This is a genomic window from Streptosporangium sp. NPDC023615, assembly GCF_040640155.1.
In the GTDB taxonomy this organism is placed as follows: Bacteria; Actinomycetota; Actinomycetes; order Streptosporangiales; family Streptosporangiaceae; genus Streptosporangium.
This window is the reverse complement of the sequence record NZ_JBFABE010000019.1, coordinates 76,203-97,637: the sequence shown is the minus strand read 5'-3', so window position 1 is coordinate 97,637 and position 21,435 is coordinate 76,203. Positions and strand designations below refer to the sequence as shown.

Below are 21,435 nucleotides of genomic sequence, written 5' to 3'. Positions count from 1 at the left end.
ACCGGACACACCGGACGCGCCGGGCACGCGGGGTACGCGGGGTACGTCGCGCATGAACACGGGCACGCCGAACACGGGCACGGGCACGCCGGGCACGGGCAGGCCCGATCCGCGGGCGCCGCGGATCGCCGTCGTCGGGATGGCCTGCCGCTACCCCGACGCCGTGAACCCGGGCGAGCTCTGGCAGAACGTCCTGGGCGGGCGGCGGGCCTTCCGCCGCTTCCCCGAGACGCGCCTGCGGGTGGCCGACTACGGCGGCGAGGGACCGGACTCCACCTACGCCGGTCAGGCCGGTGTGCTGCGCGACTGGGAGTTCGACCGCGGCCGCTTCCACATCTCCGGCGGCCTCTACCGGGCGGCCGACCACACCCACTGGCTCGCGCTGGAGACCGCGGCCGACGCCCTCGCCGACGCGGGCTTCCCCGGCGGCGACGGCCTGGACCGCGACTCCGTGGGCGTCGTCCTGGGCAACTCGCTGACCGGCGAGTTCAGCCGGGCCGCCTCGCTGCGGCTGCGCTGGCCCTTCCTGCGCAGGGCGGCCGTGGCCGCGCTGGCCGGAAGCGGCCTGGAGGGCGACGCCGTGGCCGGCGTCCTCGGGCGGCTGGAGGACCTGGTCAAGGAGCCGTTCCCCGAACCGGGGGACGAGACGCTCGCCGGGGCGTTGAGCAACACCATCGCCGGGCGGATCTGCAACCACTTCGACTTCCACGGCACCGGCTACACCGTGGACGGCGCGTGCTCCTCCAGCCTGCTCGCGGTGATGACCGCCTGCCGGGCGCTGGCCGACGGCGACCTCTCCATGGCGCTGGCCGGGGGAGTGGACCTCAGCCTGGACCCGTTCGAGCTGGTGGGCTTCGCCCGCGTGGGCGCGCTGGCCCGCGGCGAGATGCGCGTCTACGACGCCGACCCGACCGGCTTCCTGCCGGGGGAGGGCTGCGGCGTCGTCGCGCTCATGCGCGCCGAGGAGGCCGAGCGGCGGGGGCTGCGCGTCTACGCGTACGTGACCGGCTGGGGCAGTTCCTCCGACGGCGCGGGCGGCCTCACCCGTCCCACCGCGACGGGGCAGGCCCTGGCCATGCGCCGCGCCTACCGTCTCGCCGGTCTGGACCCGGCCGGGATCGGCCTCGTCGAGGGCCACGGCACCGGCACCGCCGTCGGCGACCGCGTCGAGATCGAGGCCCTGACCGAGGTCATCGGGATCGGCGCCGCGCCCGCGGCCCTCGGCAGCGTCAAGGCCAACATCGGGCACACCAAGGCGGCGGCGGGCGTCGCCGGGCTGATCAAGGCGGCCCTGGCCGTGCACCACCGGGTGCTGCCGCCCTCGACCGGCACCCGCGAGCCGCACCCCCTGCTCGGGCGGGACGGGGTGCCGCTGCGGCTGCTCGCCGAGCCCGAGCCGTGGGACCGGCCGGTGCCCAGGGCGGCGGTCTCCTCCCTCGGCTTCGGCGGGATCAACGCGCACGTGGTCCTGGAAGGGCCTCGCCGCACCCCGGCCAGGTCGCTGTCGGCGTCCACCCGCCGCTGGTCCGCGCCGGTCCCCGAACACCACGTCGTCGTCGTCGGCGCCACCGGCCCCGCCGCGCTGGCCGAGCGGCTGCGGCGGGTGGCGGGCCTGGCGCCCGTGCTCAGCCAGGCGGAACTGTACGACCTGGCCTGCACCTCGCAGGCGGACTCCGGCGCCGCCGCCGCCCGCGCCGCCCTGGTGGCCGCGACCCCCGACGAGCTCGGCCGGGCCGCCGAGGCCGCACTGACCGGGATCGACGCGTGGGACGGCGGGCTCCTCGTCGACGCGGGACGCGGCTACGCGCTCGCGTCCGGGCCGCCCGCCCGGGTGGGCCTGATGTTCCCCGGGCAGGCCGCGCCGGTCCGCGCCGGCCTCCCGGCCTGGGCCGCCGGGCTCGACGTCCCGGACTCGCCGGTCGCGCTCCGCGACGGCGACGCCGATACCGCGGTGGCGCAACCGGCGATCATGCGCCAGTCGCTCGCCGCCCTGGCCTGGCTCGACGCGATCGGCTGCGAGCCGGTGGCCGCGATCGGGCACAGCCTCGGCGAGATCGCCGCGCTCGGCTGGGCCGAGGCCCTCACCCCGGGGGACGCCCTGCGCCTGGCCGCCGCCCGCGGGGAGATCATGGCCCGGTACGGCACGCCGGGCACCACGATGGCGAGCCTGGCCGCGCCGCCGGAAACAGTCGCGGACCTGCTCGCCGGGACCGGGGCGGTCGTCGCCGCGTTCAACGGCCCCGCCCAGACCGTCGTCGCCGGGCCGGTCGCGGACGTGCGGGCCGTGGTGGAACGCGCCCGCGCCACCGGGGCCGACGGTGTCGTCCTGGCGGTCTCGCACGGCTTCCACAGCCCGGCGATGCGCCCGGCCGAGGCACCGCTGCGCGATCTGCTCGGCACGATCGCCACGGACGCGCCGCGCCGCCGGGTCATCTCCACCGTCACCGGCCTGCCGTACGGCGACGGCACCCCCGGCACCCCCGGTGTCCCCGGCTCCGTCGTGTCCCCGGAGGCCTCCGAGGTCTCCGGGACCTCCGGGGCCTCCGTCGTTCCCGGCCCCGGCAGCTCCTCCGACGCCTCCGGCGAGGCTTCGGGCGGCGGCGCGGTGGAGGCGCTGGTCGCCCAGCTCACCCGGCCGGTCAGGTTCGCCGAGGCGCTCGCGCGCCTGGCCGGCGAGTGCGACCTGCTGGTGGAGGCGGGACCGGGGACCATCCTGTCCGGCCTGGCCGCCCACCTGCCGGTCGTCTCGCTCAGCATGGACTGCGGCGGGAACCCCCGGCGCCAGGCCATGGTCACCGCCGCCCTGGCGGTGTCGGGCAACGCCGACCTGACGGCCTGGGCCGCCGGACGCGCCTACCGCCGCCTTCCCCTCGACAGCTCGCCGACGTTCCTGGCCAACCCGTGCGAGACCGTCGCCGGGAACGGGCCGGTCGCCGAGATCCCGGCCCGGCGCCCCGCCGCCCCGGTGGCCGGGCACGCCCCGGCGGACCGCACGACCGCCGTCCCCTCGGCGGACCGGACGAGCCACGCGGGCCGTAACGGCCACGCGAACGGCACCGCCGGCTCCAACGGCACCGCCGGCTTCACCGGATTCAACGGCATCGGCGGCTCCAACGGCTCGAACGGCCTCGGTGGTCTCACCGGCTCCGGCGCGACGGCCGCGACCGGGGTGGCCGGGGTGGGCGCGACCGGGGCGGGCGGCGCGCCCGACCCCCTGGAGTGCCTGCGCGCGGAGCTCGCGGCCGGGCTGGAACTGCCGCTGGAGACCGTCCGGCCGTCCAGCTCGTTCCTGGGCGACCTGCACCTCAACTCGCTCCAGGTGGTACGGATCGTGAGCCGGACCGCGCAGGTCCTCGGCCGGCAACTGCCCGCCGTACCGCTCTCGCTCGCCGAGGCGTCGGTGGCCGAGGCCGCCGAGGTGCTCGCCGGCCTGCCGTCGGTGACGGAGGAGAGCACCGAGGAGGTCGAGGGCGTCGGCGGCTGGGTACGCGCCTTCCGGCACGAGTGGGTCCCCGCCGGCCCGGCCGGGGCGGCGCCGGTCGCCGAGACCGGGACAGCGGTGTTCTCGCTCTCCGCCGACGACGGCCCCGAGGACGTGGCGGCCCTGCTCACCGAGATCGCCGGCCGCGCCCCCGAGCGGCTGGTCCTGCGCCACGACGGCCACCCGGCGGCCGAGGCCGTCGGCCGCAGCCTCGCGGTCGAGCTCCCGCGCACGTCCGTGACGGTCCTGCTCGCCCCCGGCCCCCACCCCGGCGACGACGGCGACGACGGCGACGACGGCGCGGTGAACGTCGCCGAGCACGGGTACGCCGAGCTCCGGCGGCTGCCGGACGGTTCGGTCGAGCGCCGTCGCACGGTCCCGTACCCGCTCGGCGCGGTCACCGGGACGGCTCCCATCGGCGAAGGCGAGGTCTGCCTGGTCACCGGCGGCGCCACCGGCATCACCGCCTACAGCGCCGCGGCCCTGGCCGAGCGGACCGGATGCGTGCTCGTCCTGCTCGGCCGTACCCCCGCGGAGGACCCCGCGGTCGCCGCGGCCCTGGCGGACCTGCAGGCCCGCGCCCGCGCCGTCTACCTCCGCTGCGACGTCACCGACCCGGCCCAGGTACGCGCGGCGCTCGCCGTCGCCGCCGGGCACGGGCCGGTGCGCGGCCTGATCCACGGCGCGGGCGTCAACCTCCCCCAGCGGCTGGCCGCCGTGACCGGGGAGACGCTCCGCGCGCACCTGCGTCCCAAGGTGGACGGGCTGCGCGTGCTCCTCGACGAGGCGGGCGACGACCTGAGCGTGGCCGTGGCCTTCGGCTCGATCATCGGCAGGCGCGGTCTGGCCGGGCAGTCGGAGTACTGCCTGGCCAACGACTGGATGAGGCACCTGGTCGAGGACTGGGCGACCGCCCACCCCTCCTGCCGCACCCACCTGCTGGAGTGGTCGGTCTGGTCGGGGGTGGGGATGGGCGTCCGGCTGGACACGATCGACGCCCTCCGGCGCCAGGGCATCACCGCCATCACCCCGAAGGAGGGCGCGGACCTGATGCTCGGCGTGCTCGGCGACGCCGAGGCCCCCGTCACGCTCCTGCTCACCGCCCGCTTCCCGGCCGGTCCCACCCTCGCCGTCGAGGGACCGCCCGCCCCGCTGCTGCGCTTCACCGAGCGCGAGCTCACCCGCACCCCCCGGGTGGAGGCCGTCTACGAGGCCGACCTGGAGGCCCGCACCGACCCCTACCTCGACGACCACCGCATCTCCGGCACCCGGGTGCTGCCCGCCGTGGTCGGCATGGAGGCGATGGCGCAGGTCGCCACCGCCGTGGGGCACGGCGCGACGCCGTCCGGGGGGTGGTCCTTCGAGGACGTCCGCCTGCGCGCGCCCGTCATCGTCGACGGCGACGCCCCGCATCCGGTGCGGGTGGCCGCGCTCGCCGGGCCGGACGGCACCGCCGTCGTGCTGCGCGACTCGGCCGACGCCTTCACCACCGACCGGTTCACCGCCCGCCTGGTGCCCGCGCCGCCCGTGCCCCCGGCTGCGGCCGCTCCGCGGGGCGGCGGTCCCGGGCGGGCATCCTCCGGACGGAACGGGTCCGCGCCGGGAGACCCCGGGCCGGTGCCCGCCGCGCACGGCTTCTACGACAACGGCCTGTTCTTCCACGACGGCAGGTTCCGGCGGGTCGCCTCGTACGGGCTGCTGACCGCGTTCCGGGTGGAGGCGGTGATCGAGGCCGGGGCGGGGATCCCGGAAGGGCGCTGGTTCTCCTCCTTCCACTCGCCCGAGCTGCTGCTCGGCGACCCAGGGACGCACGACGCCACCATTCACGCGCTGCTGGCCTGTGTCCCGCACCGGGAGGCGCTCCCCGTCGGGATCGACAGGTTCACGGTCTGGCGGCGGCCGTCGGGCCGCTGCCTGGTCCGCGCCCTCGAACGCGAGCACCACGCGGGCGAGTACGTCTACGACGTCGATCTCGTCTCGGCCGGTTCAGCCGGTCCGGCGGGTCCGGCGGGTCCGGGTCTCCTGGACGTCCCCGGTGACGGTGAGGTGCTGGCCCGGTGGGAAGGGTTGCGGCTGCGCGCCACCGGCCCCCGGGCATGGCCCGCGGGGATGCCGATGTCGCTGGCCGGGCCGTGGATGTCACGGCTGCTCGGCGAGAACGGCCTGGCCCAGCGCGTCGAGCTGGCCACCGTCCCGGGGCGCCGGGAGGACGACGCCGCCGCCGGGCTCGCCGCCCTGCTCACCGGCGGTCCCGTACGGCACGACGCGCGCGGCGCGCTGCGGGTCCCCGAGGGGGGAGTGAGCGCCTCCTACACCGGCGGTCACGTCCTCGTGGGGGTGGCCGGGCACCCGCTCGGCGTCGACTGGCAGGACGTCTCCGGCATCGCCGACGGCGAGTGGCCGGACCTCGTCGGCGAGCGCGGCACCGCCGTCACCGATGCCCTCGCCGCCAAGACCGGCGAGGATCCGGGCCTGTGCGCCGCGCGGGTCTGGACCGCCAGGGAGGCGCTGGCGAAGGCCGGGGCCGCCGTCGACGAGCCGCTCCGCGTCCACGAGGTGGGCCACCACGGCCTGGTCACACTCACCGCCGGCGGCTGGTGCGTGGCGACCGCCTCCGTACCCGGGACCGCGGTCATGGTGGCGACCGCGCTCCCCGAGGAGGTCTGATGCGCGCCTACCGTCACGTCCACACCGTCACGTTCGACGAGACCAACCTGGTGGGGAACGTCTACTTCGCCCACTACCTGCACTGGCAGGGACACTGCCGGGAGCACTTCCTCGCCGAGCACGCCCCGGGCGTGCTGAAGTCCCTGGCCGACGGGACGCTCGCGCTGGTGACCCTCGGCTGCGACATGACCTACTACGAGGAGTGCTTCGCGCTCGACGAGGTCGAGGTGCTCATGACGCTCTCCGCGGTCAGCGGCAACCGGATCTCGATGGACTTCGACTTCCGCCGGGGCGGCGTCCAGGTGGCGCGCGGTTCCCAGGCGATCGCCTGCATGCGCAGGACTCCCACCGGCGTCGCCCCCGTCCCCCTGCCCGCCGAACTGGCCACGGCCCTCAACGCCTTCGCCTGATCGCCCCCCGTCCCAGCCCCCCGTCCCAGCCCTTCGTCCGAGCCCTTCGTCCGAGTCCGTGACCTGGTCCCGCCGCGGTCGTACTCGACCACCCCCCTGATCATGAGAGGTCCGACATGACATCGCTCAACACCACCTGGCACCGCCCGGCCCTCTACGCCTTCCTGGCGATCGTGCTCGCCCACTGGGCCGAGCACATCGCCCAGGCCGTCCAGATCTGGGTGCTGGGCTGGCCGCTCCCGCAGGCCCGCGGCGTGCTCGGCCTGTGGTTCCCCTGGCTGGTCACCTCCGAGGTGATGCACTACGGCTACGCGGTGATCATGCTCATCGGGTTCGTCCTGCTGCGCAGGGGCTTCACCGGCCGGTCCCGGACCTGGTGGAACATCGCCCTGGGCATCCAGGTCTGGCACCACTTCGAGCACCTGCTGCTGCTCCTGCAGGCGGTGACCGGCAACCACCTTCTCGGAAGGCCCGCGGTCACCAGCATCGCCCAGCTCGTCTTCCCCCGGGTGGAACTGCACCTGCTCTACAACACCATCGTCTTCGTCCCGATGGTCGTGGCCATGGTGCTGCACATGAGGCCGAACCGGGCAGAGCACGACGCCATGATCTGCTCCTGCGCGGTGAAGATGCCGGTGCGGCGCGAGACGGTCGCGGCTTGAGCGTCTCCCCGCCGTGCCGCGGCGGAGCCGGAACGGGCACGTCCCCGGGCGGGCCGAAGGACAGGGGTGTGTCCCCGAGCGGGGGAACCGGCGCGCGCGGGCTCCCGGACGGGATGGCGGGCACGCGCGCGTTCCGGAGCGGGAGGTCCGGCGCGCGCGGGCTTCCGGACGGAGAGGGGCCGGCATGAGCACGGCGACGACCCCGGTGGAGACCCTGCCGGTCAGGAGACCCTCGGCGTTCTTCGCGGTGCTCGCCACCGTCGTGGGACTCGGGCTGCTCGCGCTGACCGTGCCGAGCCTGGGACCCACGATCCGGGCGGCCAACGCCGACGGGGCCAGGGGCACCTTCACCGCCGCCGACCTCAGGTGCGTCAACCACGGAGCACATGAGTCGTGCTCCTGGTACGGGGGGTTCGTCCCCGCCCAGGGCGCGGCCACGGCCCAGGAGGTCTACCTCTACGGCAGCGACCGTGACATGCTCCGTCCCGGTCAGCGGACCGAGGCGGTGGACGTCGGCCGGGGCAACCGGGTCTACGGGCCGGGCGGGTCACGCGAGTGGATCTTCGTCGGCCTGCTGACGCTCATCGGTCTCGGCCTGCTCGGCCTGGGCGGACGGGCCGCCGTCCGGCTCCGCGCACGACGACCTCGGGGATGAGGCGTTCCCGGCCGCCGGACTCGACCGCCGCACCCCGGGCCGCCATGTCCCGGCCGTCACCCCCGGACCGTCATGCCCGGTTCGTCGCGCCCCGGCCGTCACTCCCGGACCGTCATGCCCGGCTCGTCGCGCCCCCGGCCGCTCCCCGCTCCCGTCCGCGTTCGCGTCGCCTTGCGCGCCGCCGCTCGCGCGACGGGGGAGGAGCGCCCGGGGGCGCGAAGAACGGTGGCCGCTGCGGGCGGCCGCCCCTCTTCCTTCTCCTTCGGGGAACGCCGGTGGGGGCGCGTCCGCCGGGAGGTGCCGGTCAGAAGGACACCGGTCGGAGGGCATCGGTCAGGAGACGCCGGTGGCGTCACGGGCCGGCTGGGCCGACAGCCCCATCAACTGCGTGCACCGCAGCACCGCGGCCGGGTCGCCGTCGAGCGACAGGCTGCCGGTGACGACGGCGTCGAACGGGCTGATCAGCTGGGCGCCGATCCGGACGAACGTCTCGGCGCTCGTCCGCACCACGATGGCCGGGTCGTCCGCGGCGCCCCGGTGGGCCACCGCCTTGCCGTCGGTCACGGTGATGTGGAACACGTCGTCGTCGATCCGGAACTCGTACGACTCCCGCACGTCGGGCACGGGCCGTCCCTGGATCATGGCCTGCAGGGCGAAGAACCCCCAGGCGCTGCTGGTCATCCCCGATCTGGCGTCCTCGTCGGTGAGGAAGCGCATGCCCCACCGGGAGAAGTGCAGCAGCGGCTCGCGGAGCTGTTCCCCGACGGGAGTGAGCCGGTACCGCTTCCCGCGCGCGTCCCCCGGGACGGGTTCGGCGTCCAGGATCCCCCTCGCGCTGAGCGCCTTGAGCCGGTCGGTGAGCAGGTTCGGCCCGATCCCCGGCAGGTGCGACTGGATCTCGTGAAACCGCGCCGGAGCGATGATCAGTTCCCTCACGATCAGCAGCGTCCAGCGCTCCCCGATGATGTCTAGCGCCGCGGCCAGCCCACAGAACTGGCCGTAGTTCCGCTTGTCGGACATAAGCACGTGCTTAAGGCCTTCCTGTGATTTTTACAGTAGTAGCGCGTCCCTTCTGCCGGGACGCGCCCCGGTCAGGTCGGAATCGCCTTGAACACGCCGCCGGCGCGACGGCCGGACCCGTCCGGAACGTCGATCTCCCCCCGGGGACCGCCGGACGGGCCGCCGATGCCGGAGGCGTTCCGCGCGGCCGGCGGCGAGGGGAGCACGACCACCGCGCGGGCCGACGGGACCGCCGTGATCCCGTTCTCGCCGGTGCCGGGGAGGACGATCGTGCCGGGGGCCGGATTCCGGGCGGGGGCCCCGCGACCGGAGGCCGGGCCGTTGCTCGCGGCCGTCATGACGGCATCACCTCGTCAGAGCCTGGGGCTGCGGCCGTTTTCGCCGAGTCACTATGCACATACAAATTATATTCCCTGCAGGACGGCCGCGAGCTGATCTTTTTTGTGAAATAGCTATATAAAAAAATAGTATGATGTGCGTCGTGGGACGTCCGCGAAGAGGAGGGCGCGCGGCCGCGGCACAGAGGCGCCGGTGGCCCGGAATCTCCGGATGCCGGTGGTTCGGAAGGGTCACATGGGTATGACCAGCCGTGTGTTCAGCTCCGCGCCCTTCTCCGCGCCTCGTCCAACGCCCTTCCCCGGGACCCGTCCGACGCCCGGCCTCGAGCTCCGTGCGACGCCCGGTCCCGGGTCCCGCGCCATGCCCGGCCCTGGACTTCGTCCGGTGCCCGGCTCCGGGCCTCGTCCCGTGCGCCTCCCCGGGGAGGGACGGTGAACGAGCTTCACGCGCGGCTTCGTGCCGCCCTGCACGCCGAGCTGCCCGCCGCCTTCGAGCTGCGACGGGAACTGCACGCCGAGCCGTACGTGTCCGGCAAGGAGGAACCGACGCTCAAGCGGATGCTCGACGCCCTGCCCGAGGGCGGCGCGATGGAGCGGGTGGCGACGACAGGCGCGCTGCTGCGCGTCGGCGGTGAGGGCCTGGCCGTCGGCGTACGGGGAGAGCTGGACGCCCTGCCCATCCTGGAGGAGACCGACGTCCCCTGGGCCTCGCGAAACGGCGCCATGCACGCCTGCGGCCACGACGTCCACCTCGCCGCCCTGGCGGCGCTGACCCGGGCGGTCGACCGGGTACGGGCTCCGGCGCCGATGGTGGCCGTGCTGCAGCCGCGTGAGGAGAGTCACCCCTCGGGCGCGCGGGACATCGTCGAGTCCGGCGCGCTGCGCAGGAACCGGGTCGGCGCGATGATCGCGGCCCACGTCCAGCCGGTGCTCGACGCCGGGGAGACGGCCTGCACCCCCGGCGCGGTCAACGCCTCCGCCGACGAGTTCACCGTCGTGGTCAGGGGCCAGGGCGGTCACGCCGCCTACCCCCACCTGTCCCGCGACCCGGTCCTGGCGCTCGCCCAGATCATCGTGGCCGCGCAGCAACTGGTCAGCCGGGACGCCGACCCGATGACACCGACCGTGGTCACCTTCGGGACCGTCTCGGCCGGGAGCGCGCCCAACGCCATCCCGGGGGAGGCCACCGCACGCGGCACCCTGCGCACCATGTCCGAACCCTGGCGCCACCAGTTGCACCACCGGTTCCGCGAGATCGCCGAAGGGGTCGCCCGCGTGCACGGCTGCCAGGCGGAGGTGCGGGTCATGCACGGGGAGCCGGTGCTCGTCAACGACGCCCGCCTCGCCGAGGAGACCGGCTGCATGCTCGTCGAGGCCGCCCACCACATGCCCGCCACGCTGCGTTCCTGCGGTGCCGACGACTTCGCCCACTTCGCGTCGGTGGTGCCGTCGCTGATGCTGTTCGTGGGCACCGACACCGTGTCGGGACTGCACAGCCCCTACTTCCTGCCCGGGGACGAGACCGTGACGGCGGTCGCCGAGAGCCTGCTGGCCGGTTATCTCGCGGCCGCGCGGGTGATCGGCGCGGGAACGGCCTGACGCCCCCCGGGCGTCGGCTCACCGGCCGTCCCGGGACGGGGTCAGTACCCCGCGGCGGAGTCGATCACCCCTTCCGGCGGCAGCCCGGCCCGCAGGTTCCGGACGTTGCGCTCGACCCGCTCGCAGAACATCCGCGCCACGTACTCGGCGGAGTCGGCGCAGTGCGAGGTGACGAGCACCCGGGGGTCGTCCCAGAGCGGGTGACCCTCGGGGAGCGGCTCGGGGTCGGTCACGTCCAGGCCGGCGGCGGAGATCGTCCCGGCGCCGAGCGCGTCGACGAGCGCGCCGGTCCGGATGTGACCGCCCCGGGCGACGTTGACGACGACGGCGTGCTCGGGCAGCAGCTCCAGCTCCGCCGAGTCGATGACGTGCCTGGTCTCCGGCGTCAGCGCCAGGGCCAGCACCAGCACGTCGGTCCCGGGCAGCACGGCGTGCAGTGCGGAGGGCGGCAGCGTCTCGTCGGCGCCCTCGACGCCGTCCGGGCGGCGCCGGATCACCCTGATCCGGCAGCGGAACGGCTCCAGCAGCCGGATGAGCTCCACGGCTATGCCGCCGCCGCCGAGGATCGTCACGCTCCGGCCGTGCAGCGACCTGGGGTCGACCGGATCCCAGCGGGGCGTCCTGGCCTGCCGGGAGACGCTGCGCAGGCAGGCGAGGATCAGCATCAGCGCGTGCTCGCCGACCTGCCCGGCGAACGACCCCTTGGCGCAGCTGAAGACCACCGGGAAGCCGAACACGCCGGACTCGATGAACCGCTCCACCCCGGCCCAGGGGAACTGCACCCACCCGATCCCGGGATTCTCCTCCAGGGTCGTCCGCAACAACTCCGGCTCGCCGGGGATGAGCCAGACCAGCCCGTCGGCCTCGGCCGGAGGGGCGACGACGCCGCCCCCGGCGGACACGGCCCGCTCGACCATGGACCTCAGGTCGACCAGACCGGGGGAATTGGGGCGGTCGTGCGCCGCCCACTCCTCCGGAGAAGGCAGGATCGCAATTCGGGCTTCCATAAACCGTATTCTGTCGCGCCTTGTCCATCGTGCGCCACGGGCCGCGCACAGCGTCCAGGAACGGGCCCGCATCGTATCGTCCTGTCCGGCCGCGTCCGAATTCGATTCATCGACCGGAAGGGAACACGGGCAGCGCCCGGCCCGCAGGCACACGGGGCATTCGGCGTGAGCGTTCACCGGGAAACGCATGAATGACACCGCCCCCGCCCGCGCGAACATTCGCGCAAGACGACGGGAGTCGGAGGGCGCTACATTTTCCTGGGGACCCGGGCATTTCTGGAGGGGCAGATCGTTTTGAGCAGAGGGACGATCATAGGCGGACGCTACGAGCTGGACCCCCTGTCCCGCCGTGCCGGGGGAATGGGCGAGGTCTGGTTCGGCTACGACAAACGTCTCGCCCGGCAGATCGCCATCAAATTCATCAAAGTCGACAGGTTTTCCGACGGCCGCCCCGACGAGGAACTCGCCCGGCGCTTCATCCGCGAGTCACGGATCACCGCCCGGCTGGAACATCCCGGGGTCCCCGTCGTCTACGACTGCGGGACGCACGGCGACGACCTCTACATGGTCATGCAGCTCGTCAGGGGATGCCCGGTCTCGGTGCTGATCGGCGAGACCGAGACGCCGATCGCCTGGGCCGTGGCCATCGCCGCCCAGGTCTGCTCGGTCCTGGGCGTCGCCCACGCGGGCGGGCTGGTCCATCGCGACCTCAAACCGAGCAACCTGATGCTCTGCCCCGACGGCACGGTCAAGGTACTGGACTTCGGTATCGCCGCCGCGCTCGCCTCCGCCGACACCACGAGCCTCACCCGGACGGGCGAGGTGCTGGGCACGCCCGCCTACATGGCGCCCGAGCAGGCCATGAACGGGACGGCGGACCCGCGCAGCGACCTGTACTCCCTCGGCGTGATCCTGGACGAGATGCTCACCGGGAAGAACCAGTTCGCCGCCCCCACGGCGCTGGCGACGATGCGCAACCACACCGACGCGTCCCCCCGCCCGCTGCGCGCCAGGCGGTACGACGTTCCCGAGGGGCTGGAACGGCTCGTCCTGTGGATGCTCGCCAAGTCGCCGGAGCAACGGCCCCCCGACGCCGGCGTCGTCTGCGAGCGGCTGCTGAACTTCTGCCACGAGCTGCCGCCCTTCCCCGGCTACGTGAACCTCGACGCCCCCCACCCGATGCAGATGTACGCCACCGTCGTCGGGCGCATCATCTCCTCGATGGAACGCAACCGCCGGTCGGCCCATCACCGGCGGCCGATGCGCATCAGGAGCACCGCGGGACTGGCCCAGATCGAGCGCGCCGACCTGGAACGTGCCCGGCGGGACGCCGAGATCCTCAAGCGCCAGAGGCGTTTCAGTCAGGCGGCGGACCTGCTGGCGGAGGTGACGGGACCGGCCGCGAGCTCGTTCGGGGCGACCGCCTCCCACGTGGTCGAACTGCGGATCGAGCTCGCCGAGCTTCTCTTCCTGGCCGGCGACTACCGCCGGGCGGCGCCGGAGTTCCACCGGCTGGCCGTCGACGTCGCCGCGGTCGAGGGACCGGACAACAACCTCGCCCTGCGCTGCCGGTTGATGGAGGCGGGCTGTCACGCGGCCATCGGCGACAGGGATCTCGCCCTGGCCCAGCTCCAGCGGCTCCTGGCCGACGAGCGGCGGTTCGGCGCGAGCGAGGAGCGGCTCTTCGAACTGCGCCGCAAGATCGGCATGATGGAACTCGACGCGGGCAACCGGGTGCGGGCCAAGAGGGTGCTGGGGGAGCTGCTGCCCGACCTCGAACGCAAGTACGGCCCGCAGCACGGCGACGTCGGCAAGGTCCGGGCGATCCTGCAGACACTCGCCGACCACTGAGCCCACCCGAGCCCACCTGAGCTCACCCGAGCCCACTGGCGTCGCTGACGCGGGGAGAGCGGCGCGGCACGTACGGGTGAGCCGCCCACCCGATGCGAGTCCCCGCATCGCCGCCGCTGCCGCCGGGGTCAAGGGAGGGCGAGTAGCGGCCCTGCTCGACGGCGATGACGGTCTGGCGGGTGACGCCGATGCGGTCGGCCGGCTCCGCGACGCTTCACCTCTCCGGAGCGACTCCGGTCGTGCGCGCGGCCGGCCCGCGGGGTTGCGCCCCGGGGGTCCTGCCGGGACGCGGGAAGGGCGGCCCATCGCCGTGACCGGCGATGGGCCGCCCTCCTTCCGTGGCTGCGCCCCCGGGTGCCGCGCCCGTCGCCCCGGAGGCCGCGCTCACGACCCCCGGGTGCCGCGCCCGTCGTCCCCGGGAGCCGCGCCCGCGACCCCGGGTGTCACGCCCGTCGCCCCCGGGATCGCGCCCGCGACCCCGGGGTGCGTCAGACGGGCAGCACCCGCAGGGCGGGATAGCGGGCCGAGTTCAGGTACAGCTTGTCGGTGCCGTGTTCCTTCTCCAGTTCCAGGACGAAGCGGTAGCGGTAGAGCCCCGCCCGCGCCTCGCTCATCACCGCCCCGGCCCAGTAGTAGTAGACGGCGGTGTACTGGTCGCGCATCCGGTCGGGAGCGCCGTAGACCTTGAGCTCGGTCATGATCCGCCGCTCGGCGACGTCGTCCTCGTCGCCCTTCTCGATGTCGAGGAAGACGATGTTGTTGATCTTCGGCATCGGGGGCCAGGTGCCGTCCGTACGGCGGTGCATGTCGATCGGGCGGATGATCCAGTTGATCACCTGGCCCTGCTTGCAGATGGTCTCCAGATGGTCGCTGCCCTGTCCGATCCCGCCGACGCTGTTGTCCATCATGTAGAGGCAACCCTCCAGGGACTTCGTCGCGGCGGCCCTCTCCATGTCGACGAGCGTCACCACGTTCAGCTGGACGGAGTTGAGCTGGCCGCGTTCGGTGAAGTCCGTGGCCGCGTACGCCTGGGTCATCGGCCTTCCTTTCCCTCGTTGGCGGGGCCGGCCAGGGCCGGCCGGGCGGTGGGGGTGAACGGCGTGGCGACGGTGCCGAGCAGGAACGAGAGCCGGTACGGGACCGGCTCGGTGAGGTCCTGCTTGACCTCGGCGGTCCAGAACACGATGTCGGTCCCCGGATACACCTTCCGGGCGGGCTCGGCGATCCGCGGGTCGATCTCGACGTCGGCGAGGGACACGTAGGTCTCGCACTCCAGCGGGATCACGTTCCACAGCAGGGTGTCGCCCTTGCGTACCCGGCTGTGCAACTCGGGGGTGCCGAAACCGGTGGACCCGGCGGGCTTGTTGGTGTCGTAGAGGTAGAGGTTGTCGTCCAGGTTCTCCGACGCCAGCGCGGCCACCGGGTCGACCACCGCGGTGATCGTCACGGGCCGGGCGGTCTGGGCGGCCTGGGCGGGCCGGCGTTCGGGCTGTCTGTTCCTCGGGGGCATGCGGTTCCTCCGCTCGAAGATGCTCCGGCTCGGATCGGGGTCAGCCGGTGACCGGGACGGGCGGCAGGGGCAGGACGCCCACTCCGGCACCGGTGAACCCGTTACGCTTCGGATCGTTGATGATCTTGAGATTGGACTCGCAGGTCAGGTCCACCGACTCCCAGACCAGCTCGTCGTTCCGCTCGACCAGTTCGTGAAGCTGGATGTGCATCGTGTACCGGTAGACCCCGGGCCGGCTCGTGTCCACGGTCGCGGCCCAGTACCAGCCGTCGTAGATCATGTCGGGTGACCCGTACTGGGCCGGATACATGATCTTCTCGGTGACGGCCGGGCCGGTGATGTCGGTGATCACCGGAGCCGGGTAGTTGTACGCGTCGGAGCTGGTCGTGGTCCTGCCGGTGACGTCCAGCAGCTTGGCCTCGGTGAGGCCGCGCCCGCTCGCCGGCTTGCGGGCGCGCTTGCCGACCCGCCGCTGCAGCCGCTTGACGTCGTCCTCCTCCACGCCGCCCGCGGCGTCGAGCCCGGCCAGCTCGTCCAGCGTGCGCCGGTCGTCGGCGCGCCCCTGCTCGGCCAGGTAGTTGCGCGGCACCGTCGGGGGGATCGACCCCAGCGCCGCGGGCAGCCAGTTCAGCACCTGCTCGGTCGCCTGCGACCCGTCGAGGTAGTGGGTGCCGGGCACGATCGTCACCAGCTGCTCGCTGCCCACCCCGGTGGAGCCGAACAGCTTCATGTTGTCGAACCAGTACGTGTTGCCGTCGAGCGAGCGCGTCCGGAGCGCGTTCTCGACGTCGAAGAGCACGATGATCCCGTGTTGCTGGGCCATGGAACCGCCTTTCGGGGAACGGGGCTCACACGCACATCAGCGCGGGCGAGTCGATGTGCAGCACGCTGTTGGGTCCTTCGTGGAGCCTGAGGGCGAGCCGGTACCTGTACGGGACGCCGGGCGTCATGCCGTGGGGCACGATGCCCTCCCACACCAGCAGGTCGTAGTTCTCGCGCCCGTTGGAACCGACGGCGTCGACCCCCGTCCCGGACGCGGCGGCGGGTGCCGGGTGGGAGGCCGCGGCGGAGTGGCCCGCCGGGCGGGGCATCGCGGCCGCCCCGGCCGGGGCCGGGGCGGCCCCGCCGGACAGGAACTCGATGGACTGGATCTCGACCGGGGTCTGCACGTCTATGTGGATGGGCGTCCACTGGACGACCTGCCCCGGGGACACCGCCGTGACGAGGTCGGGGGTGCCCTGGTGCTTGCTTCCCGCCGAGCTGTCGTCCACCAGCGAGATGTTGCCGTTGTGCAGCGTCCGGTCGGACAACGCCCCGACGGCGTCGACCATCACGACGATGCTGATCCTCTGTTTCAACGTTCCTCCCTTGTCGGATGTCGTTCGGGCGCGCGGGTCGCCCCGTGCTCAGCCCCGGTCCCTGACCAGCGGCGTCTTGCCGACGGTGGTCCGCTCGATCCGCGGCGAGGAGCGGGGGACGAACTCCAGCCGGAACCCGTATCCGGTCTGCTCGATGGCCGCCGCGTTGGCCTCCCGGTCGTTGAAGAGCGACAGCGAGCTCGGCAGCGCCTGGACGAACAACTGCCTCGTCCCGCTCGGGCCGAGGGCGTGCTCGACGGCCGCGGCCGCCCCCTCGGGGTCGTCCACCGCCGCCAGCAGGGTGAGGGTCCGGTCCTCACGGTGGTTGTGGAACTGGACCTCGTGCGCGATCAGGTCCAGGTCGACGCCGCCTGTCGAGCGAAGCCGCCCGCGCAGGGCCGCGTACGCCAGCGTCGCCGAGTACTGGCTGTCGTTGAGGTGCAGCACGTCGGCGGTGCGCCCGGCGAACTCGAACCGCTCGGTACGCGGCCCGGCCCCCTCCAGGGCGGGGCGGCGGATCATCCGGTCGCCCAGCTTGAGCCGGAGCAGCGGCGTCTCGTCGGCGTGCAGCCGGGTGACGACCAGCTCGCCCTCCTCGCCCTCGGCGACGGCACGGCCCTGCTCGTCGACGATCTCCACCAGGTGCAGCCCCGGCACGGCCGACAGCGCCGGCGAGGTGTGGTCGAGCTGCAGCCCGACGCACTCGGCCTGGGTCGCGGCGAAGTAGCTGAGGATCGACACGTTGGGGAAGAACGCCTGCAGCTCGTCGCGCTTGCGCTGCGGCAGGGAGCCGCTGCCGTACATGGCGACCCGGAAGCTCGCCCTGGCGTGCGGGGACAGGGCCGCGCCCAGCTCGGGCAGGAGCGCGACGCCGGCGGTGATGCCCATCAGCGCCTTGTGACCGGGGTAGGAGAACATGTGCTCCAGCACCGGCGCGCTCACCGGCCCCGCGCCGATGTAGTTGACCCCCGGGACGTGCGACAGGACGCCGCCGACCATGGTCCCGCTGCTCCACATCTGGTAGTCGGCCAGGGTGGTGAACAGCCAGCGCGGAGCGGGGCCGCGCAGGTAGCGGCCGAGCTGGTAGGCGCCCATGAACGCCCCGGAGATGCGGTAGGTGTCGCGCAGCTCCCGCAGGGAGTACACGATCTCCAGGGGCCTGCCGTCGCCGGTGCCGCCGCTGGCCACCACCTCGAACCCGCCGCGCTCCAGCGGCACGACCATGCCGGCCCGCGCGCCCATGAACATGTCCCGCTGCACGGTCTTGTCCGACAGGGGGATCCGCTCCCACTCGGACATGTCGGCGGGGACGTCGCGGATCCCGAAGTGGTGCAGCCGCTCGCGCCACAGCGGGTTGAGCAGGGCGATGCCGACGAGCTGCCGCAGCCGCCGGAACACCAGCGCGTTCTGCAGGTCGAGCGGGGACTCGCAGTACGGGATCCCGGTGAGCCGCCCGCACTCCTCCAGCCTCTCCGCGAACGACGGCAGCCGGAGGACGTCGTCCACCGAGCGGGGCCGCAGCTCCTCCTCGGGGATCAGCCGTTCCGCCAGCGCCGCCGAGGCGGCGACGTCCAAACCCGTCATGGTCATGAATGACTCCCGTTCGGCTGGTCGTGGCGGGTCGTGGCGCTCGCCCGCAGCACCCGTTGCCCGATGTCCCTGATCTCGGTGATGAGCATGGCCAGGTGGTCGGCGTCGATCAGGTGGTTCATCACCACCACGCGCAGCGCCGCCACCCCCTCGATGTCGACCTTGGAGATGAAGAAGCGCCCGCCGCCCCGGATCCGGTTGCGGATCTCCAGTTGCAGCCGGTGCGCGGACGCCGGCTCCAGGCCGTCCGGCAGGTACCGGAAGCACACGATGTTGGACTCCGGTTCGTGCGCCACGGCGAAGTCGGGCTCGGCGGCGAGCATCCGGTACGCCTGCCGGGCCGTCGCGCACAAGCGGTCGATCTTCTGCGCGAACAGCGCCGGGCCGTAGACCGACCAGACCGTCCAGAGCGGCATGATCATCGGGCGCTTGGTGCACTCGAGGTTCTTGCCCGCGCTGTCGTAGGCGCTGTAGAGGTCCGGTTCCTCGTCGAAGACGTAGCTGGCGCGCTGCCGGAACGCGTCGCGCGCCGCCGAGCCGTCGCGGTAGAAGAGCAGCGTGCACGGCGCCGGCATGAACAGCATCTTGTGCGCGTCCCAGGTCAGCGAGTCGGCCCGCTCGATGCCGCGCAGTCTGTCGCGGTGGCGGTCCGACAGCAGCAGGCTCGCCCCGTGTGCCCCGTCCACGTGCAGCCAGAGCCCGTACCGTGCCGCCACGGCCGCGAGCTCCTCCAGCGGGTCGAAGGCGCCCATCGACGTGGTCCCGGCCGACGCCACCAGGCAGAACGGCCGCAGGCCGCGCCGGAGCGCCTCGGCCAGCGCCGGGCCGGCCAGGTCGGGGCGGATCCGCCCGGCACGGTCGACCGGGAGCCGGATGATCTGCCGTTCCCCGATGCCGAGCACCCCGGCCGCGCGGGTCACGCTGTAGTGGGCCTCCTCGCTGACCGCGACGGCCGGAAGGCCCGACATGCCGCCGGTGCCGCGCGTCCAGATCTGCGGGAAGGCGCGGTTGCGGGCGGCCAGCAGCGCGGTCAGGTTGGCCAGGGAACCGCCCGAGGTCGTCACCATGGCGAACCGGTCGCGGTCCCAGCCGATGAAGCGGTTGAGCTCGTCGGCCATGAGCCGCTCGGCGACGCTGGGGAGCTGCCCGGCCTCGTAGAAGGAGGAGGGCTGGTTGACCACCGAGCCGACCAGGTCGATGAGGCCGGCCAGCGGCACCACGCCGGAGAACTGCCGCCCCATGTAGCCGGGTGAGTAGACCGGGATGCCGGTCCCGGTGTAGAGGTCGACGATCCGGTTCACCCGGTCGGCGTCGAAGTCGGCGACGCGCCGCCGCTCCGGGGTCATCAACTCCCGGGCGGCCTTCAGCAGCACCGCCGGGTCGAGGAGGTCGAGCCCCCGGACCGACCGGTCGCCCAGGTACGTCGTCAGGCGGCCGACGATCTCCACGGCGCCGTCGTGGAAACGTTCGGGGTCGAAGGCCGCGGTGAGGTCCGGCACGGGTGACCGGGGGCCTTCGCCGGTCGCCGGTTCGGGAAAGGAACTCTGGACATCGGAAAGTGAACTCGTCACGGAGCAGACTCCAAACGATCCGGCGTCGGGAACGCCCATATGGCCACGCCTGGACAGGAGTTCGGGCATGGTGAATCGAACTCCCGGGCGATCACATCAAGGCTCGGGGGATGAATGCGGTAACGCGGTAACGCGGTAACGCGGTAACGCGGTGATCCGGTGGTGCGGTGATTCGGTCGTGCGGTGATCCGGTGATGTCGAATGCGAAGGAGACCCTCCGTCTCCGGGGGGACACGAGAGGTGTTTCCAGCCGTGGCTGGAGCGTTCCGCTCTTCTGGAACGTTCCAAAAAACAAACGGGATATCGACGGGTGTGGTCGAAGAGCGCCGGAGGGAGTTGCCGGCACCTGCTCACATCCTGCTCGCGCGGCTCGGATCGGCCCGGTGGGAAATTCTTCCGGAGATCGGGGTCCGGGGAGACCCGTCATGATCCGATCGCGATTAATCAGGTCTGATTTCGTCCGCCGTATACGTTGGCGTGCGTGTCACGTGAGTGAGCTAACCATTGATGACGGGAGAGGCGCAAGGGTTCCCGCCCAGGTGAAGTGGCAGATTCCGGCCACGGACACCCGTGCTCCGTGGTCGGGGCAGGGACGTCCGGCGAATTTCGGACGTCCCGGGGTTCACGCGTTTTCTCACCTGTGAGACGGTCGCGGAATTCATGGCCGTCTTTCCGGGCGGAGCCGGACGGAGATCGTGCCGGGAGAGTTGCCGTATGAGGATCTATTACGAAATGTGACGAAATCTGTAAACGACCGCAGCGTGTCAGCGGAGGGTAGGGAACAGCGCTCACAGGCGGATGCTGGTGATTTCTTGCACGCCGCACGCCGCACGCCGCACGCCGCACGCCGCACGCCGCACGCCGCACGCCGGCGGTAATGCGGGGCGGTCGGCCGTCATGGAAGCGCGCGGCTCCACCGGCGGCCCCGCCGGTGAGGCGGAGCCGCAGGCTCCTCGGAGTCCGTTAGGTCACGCGCCCGGACCCGCCCGTCGAGTCCCGGGGGCGTGACCGGAAGGCGTCCGCCCGATCGGGACCCGTGAGATCGGAACGTCTACCGGAACCCGCCGGCCGTGACGCGCCCGGCCGAGCCGGACGCCTCCCGCTCCGCCTTCCTGGCCGCGTCCCGGCGCCGGCGCACGATGAGGATCCCCAGCGAGGCGAGCAACAGGCCCAGGAAGGCCGCGTAGACGAGGGCGCCCGACCAGTCGACGGAGAAGCCCCGCGACCCGGGGTCGAAGGTGTCGATCCAGGAGAGGAAGAGACGCGCCAGGATGCCCCCGACGGCACCGGCCACGAGACCGATGAGGCCCACTTTCCACAGAGGCGTTCCGTTCTCCCTCACGTCGACGAGCCCGAGAAGACCCTCCCGCCAGAAACCGCTTCGACCGTCCCGCATGTCGATGCCCCCTTTTCGCTCCCTGAACAATTCAGGCCCCGTTTGGTCGTGCTATTCGAGCAATGCCTCTACCTCGATGGAAATGTGGTAAACACTTCGGTCGCTGTCATTCTGTCGTGCCTGGTGAGCGGGCCTTCTCCCCTGGCGCCGACTTCACCTGAGGGGACGCTGCCCGTGGTGCGGGGAAGGGCGGGCCCCATGGCGAAGGGGCGGCCGGGCGCGCGCTCACGGCCGACGGAGGGGAGGAGCGCGCCCTTTCCGGTGGCCGGGTCCGGCCGTCCGGCGGGCTGTTCCGGTGGGCCGGGTCTCCTCGTCCGAGA

General features: G+C 73.0%; 16 protein-coding genes. 6 read left to right on the top strand and 10 right to left on the bottom strand.

Annotation, left to right across the window (positions count from 1 at the left end; translation table 11 throughout):
* Window positions 1-52 precede the first annotated feature (52 nt).
* The 4 genes from AB0G16_RS16595 to AB0G16_RS16580 all read left to right on the top strand — a co-directional run bounded on the left by AB0G16_RS16595 (window position 53) and on the right by AB0G16_RS16580 (window position 7,875).
* A complete protein-coding gene (locus tag AB0G16_RS16595; RefSeq protein ID WP_362805281.1) occupies window positions 53-6,148 on the top strand; it encodes an SDR family NAD(P)-dependent oxidoreductase in 6,096 nt (2,031 codons plus the stop codon).
* On the top strand, window positions 6,148-6,558 hold the full coding sequence (locus tag AB0G16_RS16590) for an acyl-CoA thioesterase (protein ID WP_362805279.1): 411 nt from the start codon (window positions 6,148-6,150) through the stop codon (window positions 6,556-6,558). Before AB0G16_RS16595 ends, AB0G16_RS16590 begins: the two co-directional genes overlap by 1 nt.
* 116 nt (window positions 6,559-6,674) lie before the next feature.
* Window positions 6,675-7,220, top strand: coding sequence for a hypothetical protein (locus tag AB0G16_RS16585; protein WP_362805277.1), 546 nt, complete (start codon window positions 6,675-6,677; stop codon window positions 7,218-7,220).
* Window positions 7,221-7,404: 184 nt separating this feature from the next.
* Window positions 7,405-7,875: a hypothetical protein gene (locus AB0G16_RS16580; protein ID WP_362805275.1), complete on the top strand. Its 471-nt coding sequence runs from the start codon at window positions 7,405-7,407 to the stop codon at window positions 7,873-7,875.
* Window positions 7,876-8,208: 333 nt separating this feature from the next.
* On the opposite strand, the gene AB0G16_RS16575 is transcribed toward AB0G16_RS16580, so the two are convergent.
* A complete protein-coding gene (locus tag AB0G16_RS16575) occupies window positions 8,209-8,895 on the bottom strand; it encodes a winged helix-turn-helix transcriptional regulator (RefSeq protein ID WP_362805272.1) in 687 nt (228 codons plus the stop codon).
* 71 nt (window positions 8,896-8,966) lie between these two features.
* Window positions 8,967-9,233: a hypothetical protein gene (locus AB0G16_RS16570; RefSeq protein WP_362805270.1), complete on the bottom strand. Its 267-nt coding sequence runs from the start codon at window positions 9,231-9,233 to the stop codon at window positions 8,967-8,969.
* 432 nt (window positions 9,234-9,665) lie between these two features.
* On the opposite strand from AB0G16_RS16570, the gene AB0G16_RS16565 reads away from it, so the two are divergent.
* On the top strand, window positions 9,666-10,832 hold the full coding sequence (locus AB0G16_RS16565; protein ID WP_362805268.1) for a M20 family metallopeptidase: 1,167 nt from the start codon (window positions 9,666-9,668) through the stop codon (window positions 10,830-10,832).
* A 41-nt stretch (window positions 10,833-10,873) separates the two neighbouring features.
* Here AB0G16_RS16565 and AB0G16_RS16560 read toward each other — a convergent pair whose 3' ends face one another.
* Entirely contained in the window at window positions 10,874-11,839 is a 966-nt protein-coding gene (locus AB0G16_RS16560; protein WP_362805266.1) for a D-isomer specific 2-hydroxyacid dehydrogenase family protein, read from the bottom strand.
* A 294-nt stretch (window positions 11,840-12,133) separates the two neighbouring features.
* Between AB0G16_RS16560 and AB0G16_RS16555 the strand changes: the two genes are divergently transcribed.
* Window positions 12,134-13,690, top strand: coding sequence for a serine/threonine-protein kinase (locus AB0G16_RS16555; protein ID WP_362805264.1), 1,557 nt, complete (start codon window positions 12,134-12,136; stop codon window positions 13,688-13,690).
* Window positions 13,691-14,178: 488 nt separating this feature from the next.
* On the opposite strand, the gene AB0G16_RS16550 is transcribed toward AB0G16_RS16555, so the two are convergent.
* From AB0G16_RS16550 to AB0G16_RS16520, 7 genes are all read right to left on the bottom strand, one after another.
* On the bottom strand, window positions 14,179-14,727 hold the full coding sequence (locus AB0G16_RS16550) for a hypothetical protein (protein WP_362805262.1): 549 nt from the start codon (window positions 14,725-14,727) through the stop codon (window positions 14,179-14,181).
* Window positions 14,724-15,200, bottom strand: a complete 477-nt coding sequence (locus AB0G16_RS16545; RefSeq protein WP_362805260.1) for a hypothetical protein — start codon at window positions 15,198-15,200, stop codon at window positions 14,724-14,726. The genes AB0G16_RS16550 and AB0G16_RS16545 overlap by 4 nt, the downstream gene beginning before the upstream one ends.
* A 40-nt stretch (window positions 15,201-15,240) precedes the next feature.
* A complete protein-coding gene (locus AB0G16_RS16540) occupies window positions 15,241-16,023 on the bottom strand; it encodes a hypothetical protein (protein ID WP_362805258.1) in 783 nt (260 codons plus the stop codon).
* Between the two features lie 25 nt (window positions 16,024-16,048).
* A complete protein-coding gene (locus AB0G16_RS16535) occupies window positions 16,049-16,558 on the bottom strand; it encodes a hypothetical protein (protein WP_362805256.1) in 510 nt (169 codons plus the stop codon).
* 48 nt (window positions 16,559-16,606) lie between these two features.
* Window positions 16,607-18,148 (bottom strand): hypothetical protein, encoded by a 1,542-nt coding sequence (locus tag AB0G16_RS16530; protein ID WP_362805254.1) that lies wholly within the window; start codon window positions 18,146-18,148, stop codon window positions 16,607-16,609.
* On the bottom strand, window positions 18,145-19,647 hold the full coding sequence (locus tag AB0G16_RS16525) for a pyridoxal-dependent decarboxylase (RefSeq protein WP_362805252.1): 1,503 nt from the start codon (window positions 19,645-19,647) through the stop codon (window positions 18,145-18,147). Before AB0G16_RS16525 ends, AB0G16_RS16530 begins: the two co-directional genes overlap by 4 nt.
* Before the next feature lie 1,123 nt (window positions 19,648-20,770).
* Window positions 20,771-21,115 (bottom strand): hypothetical protein, encoded by a 345-nt coding sequence (locus AB0G16_RS16520; protein ID WP_362805250.1) that lies wholly within the window; start codon window positions 21,113-21,115, stop codon window positions 20,771-20,773.
* Window positions 21,116-21,435: the final 320 nt, after the last annotated feature.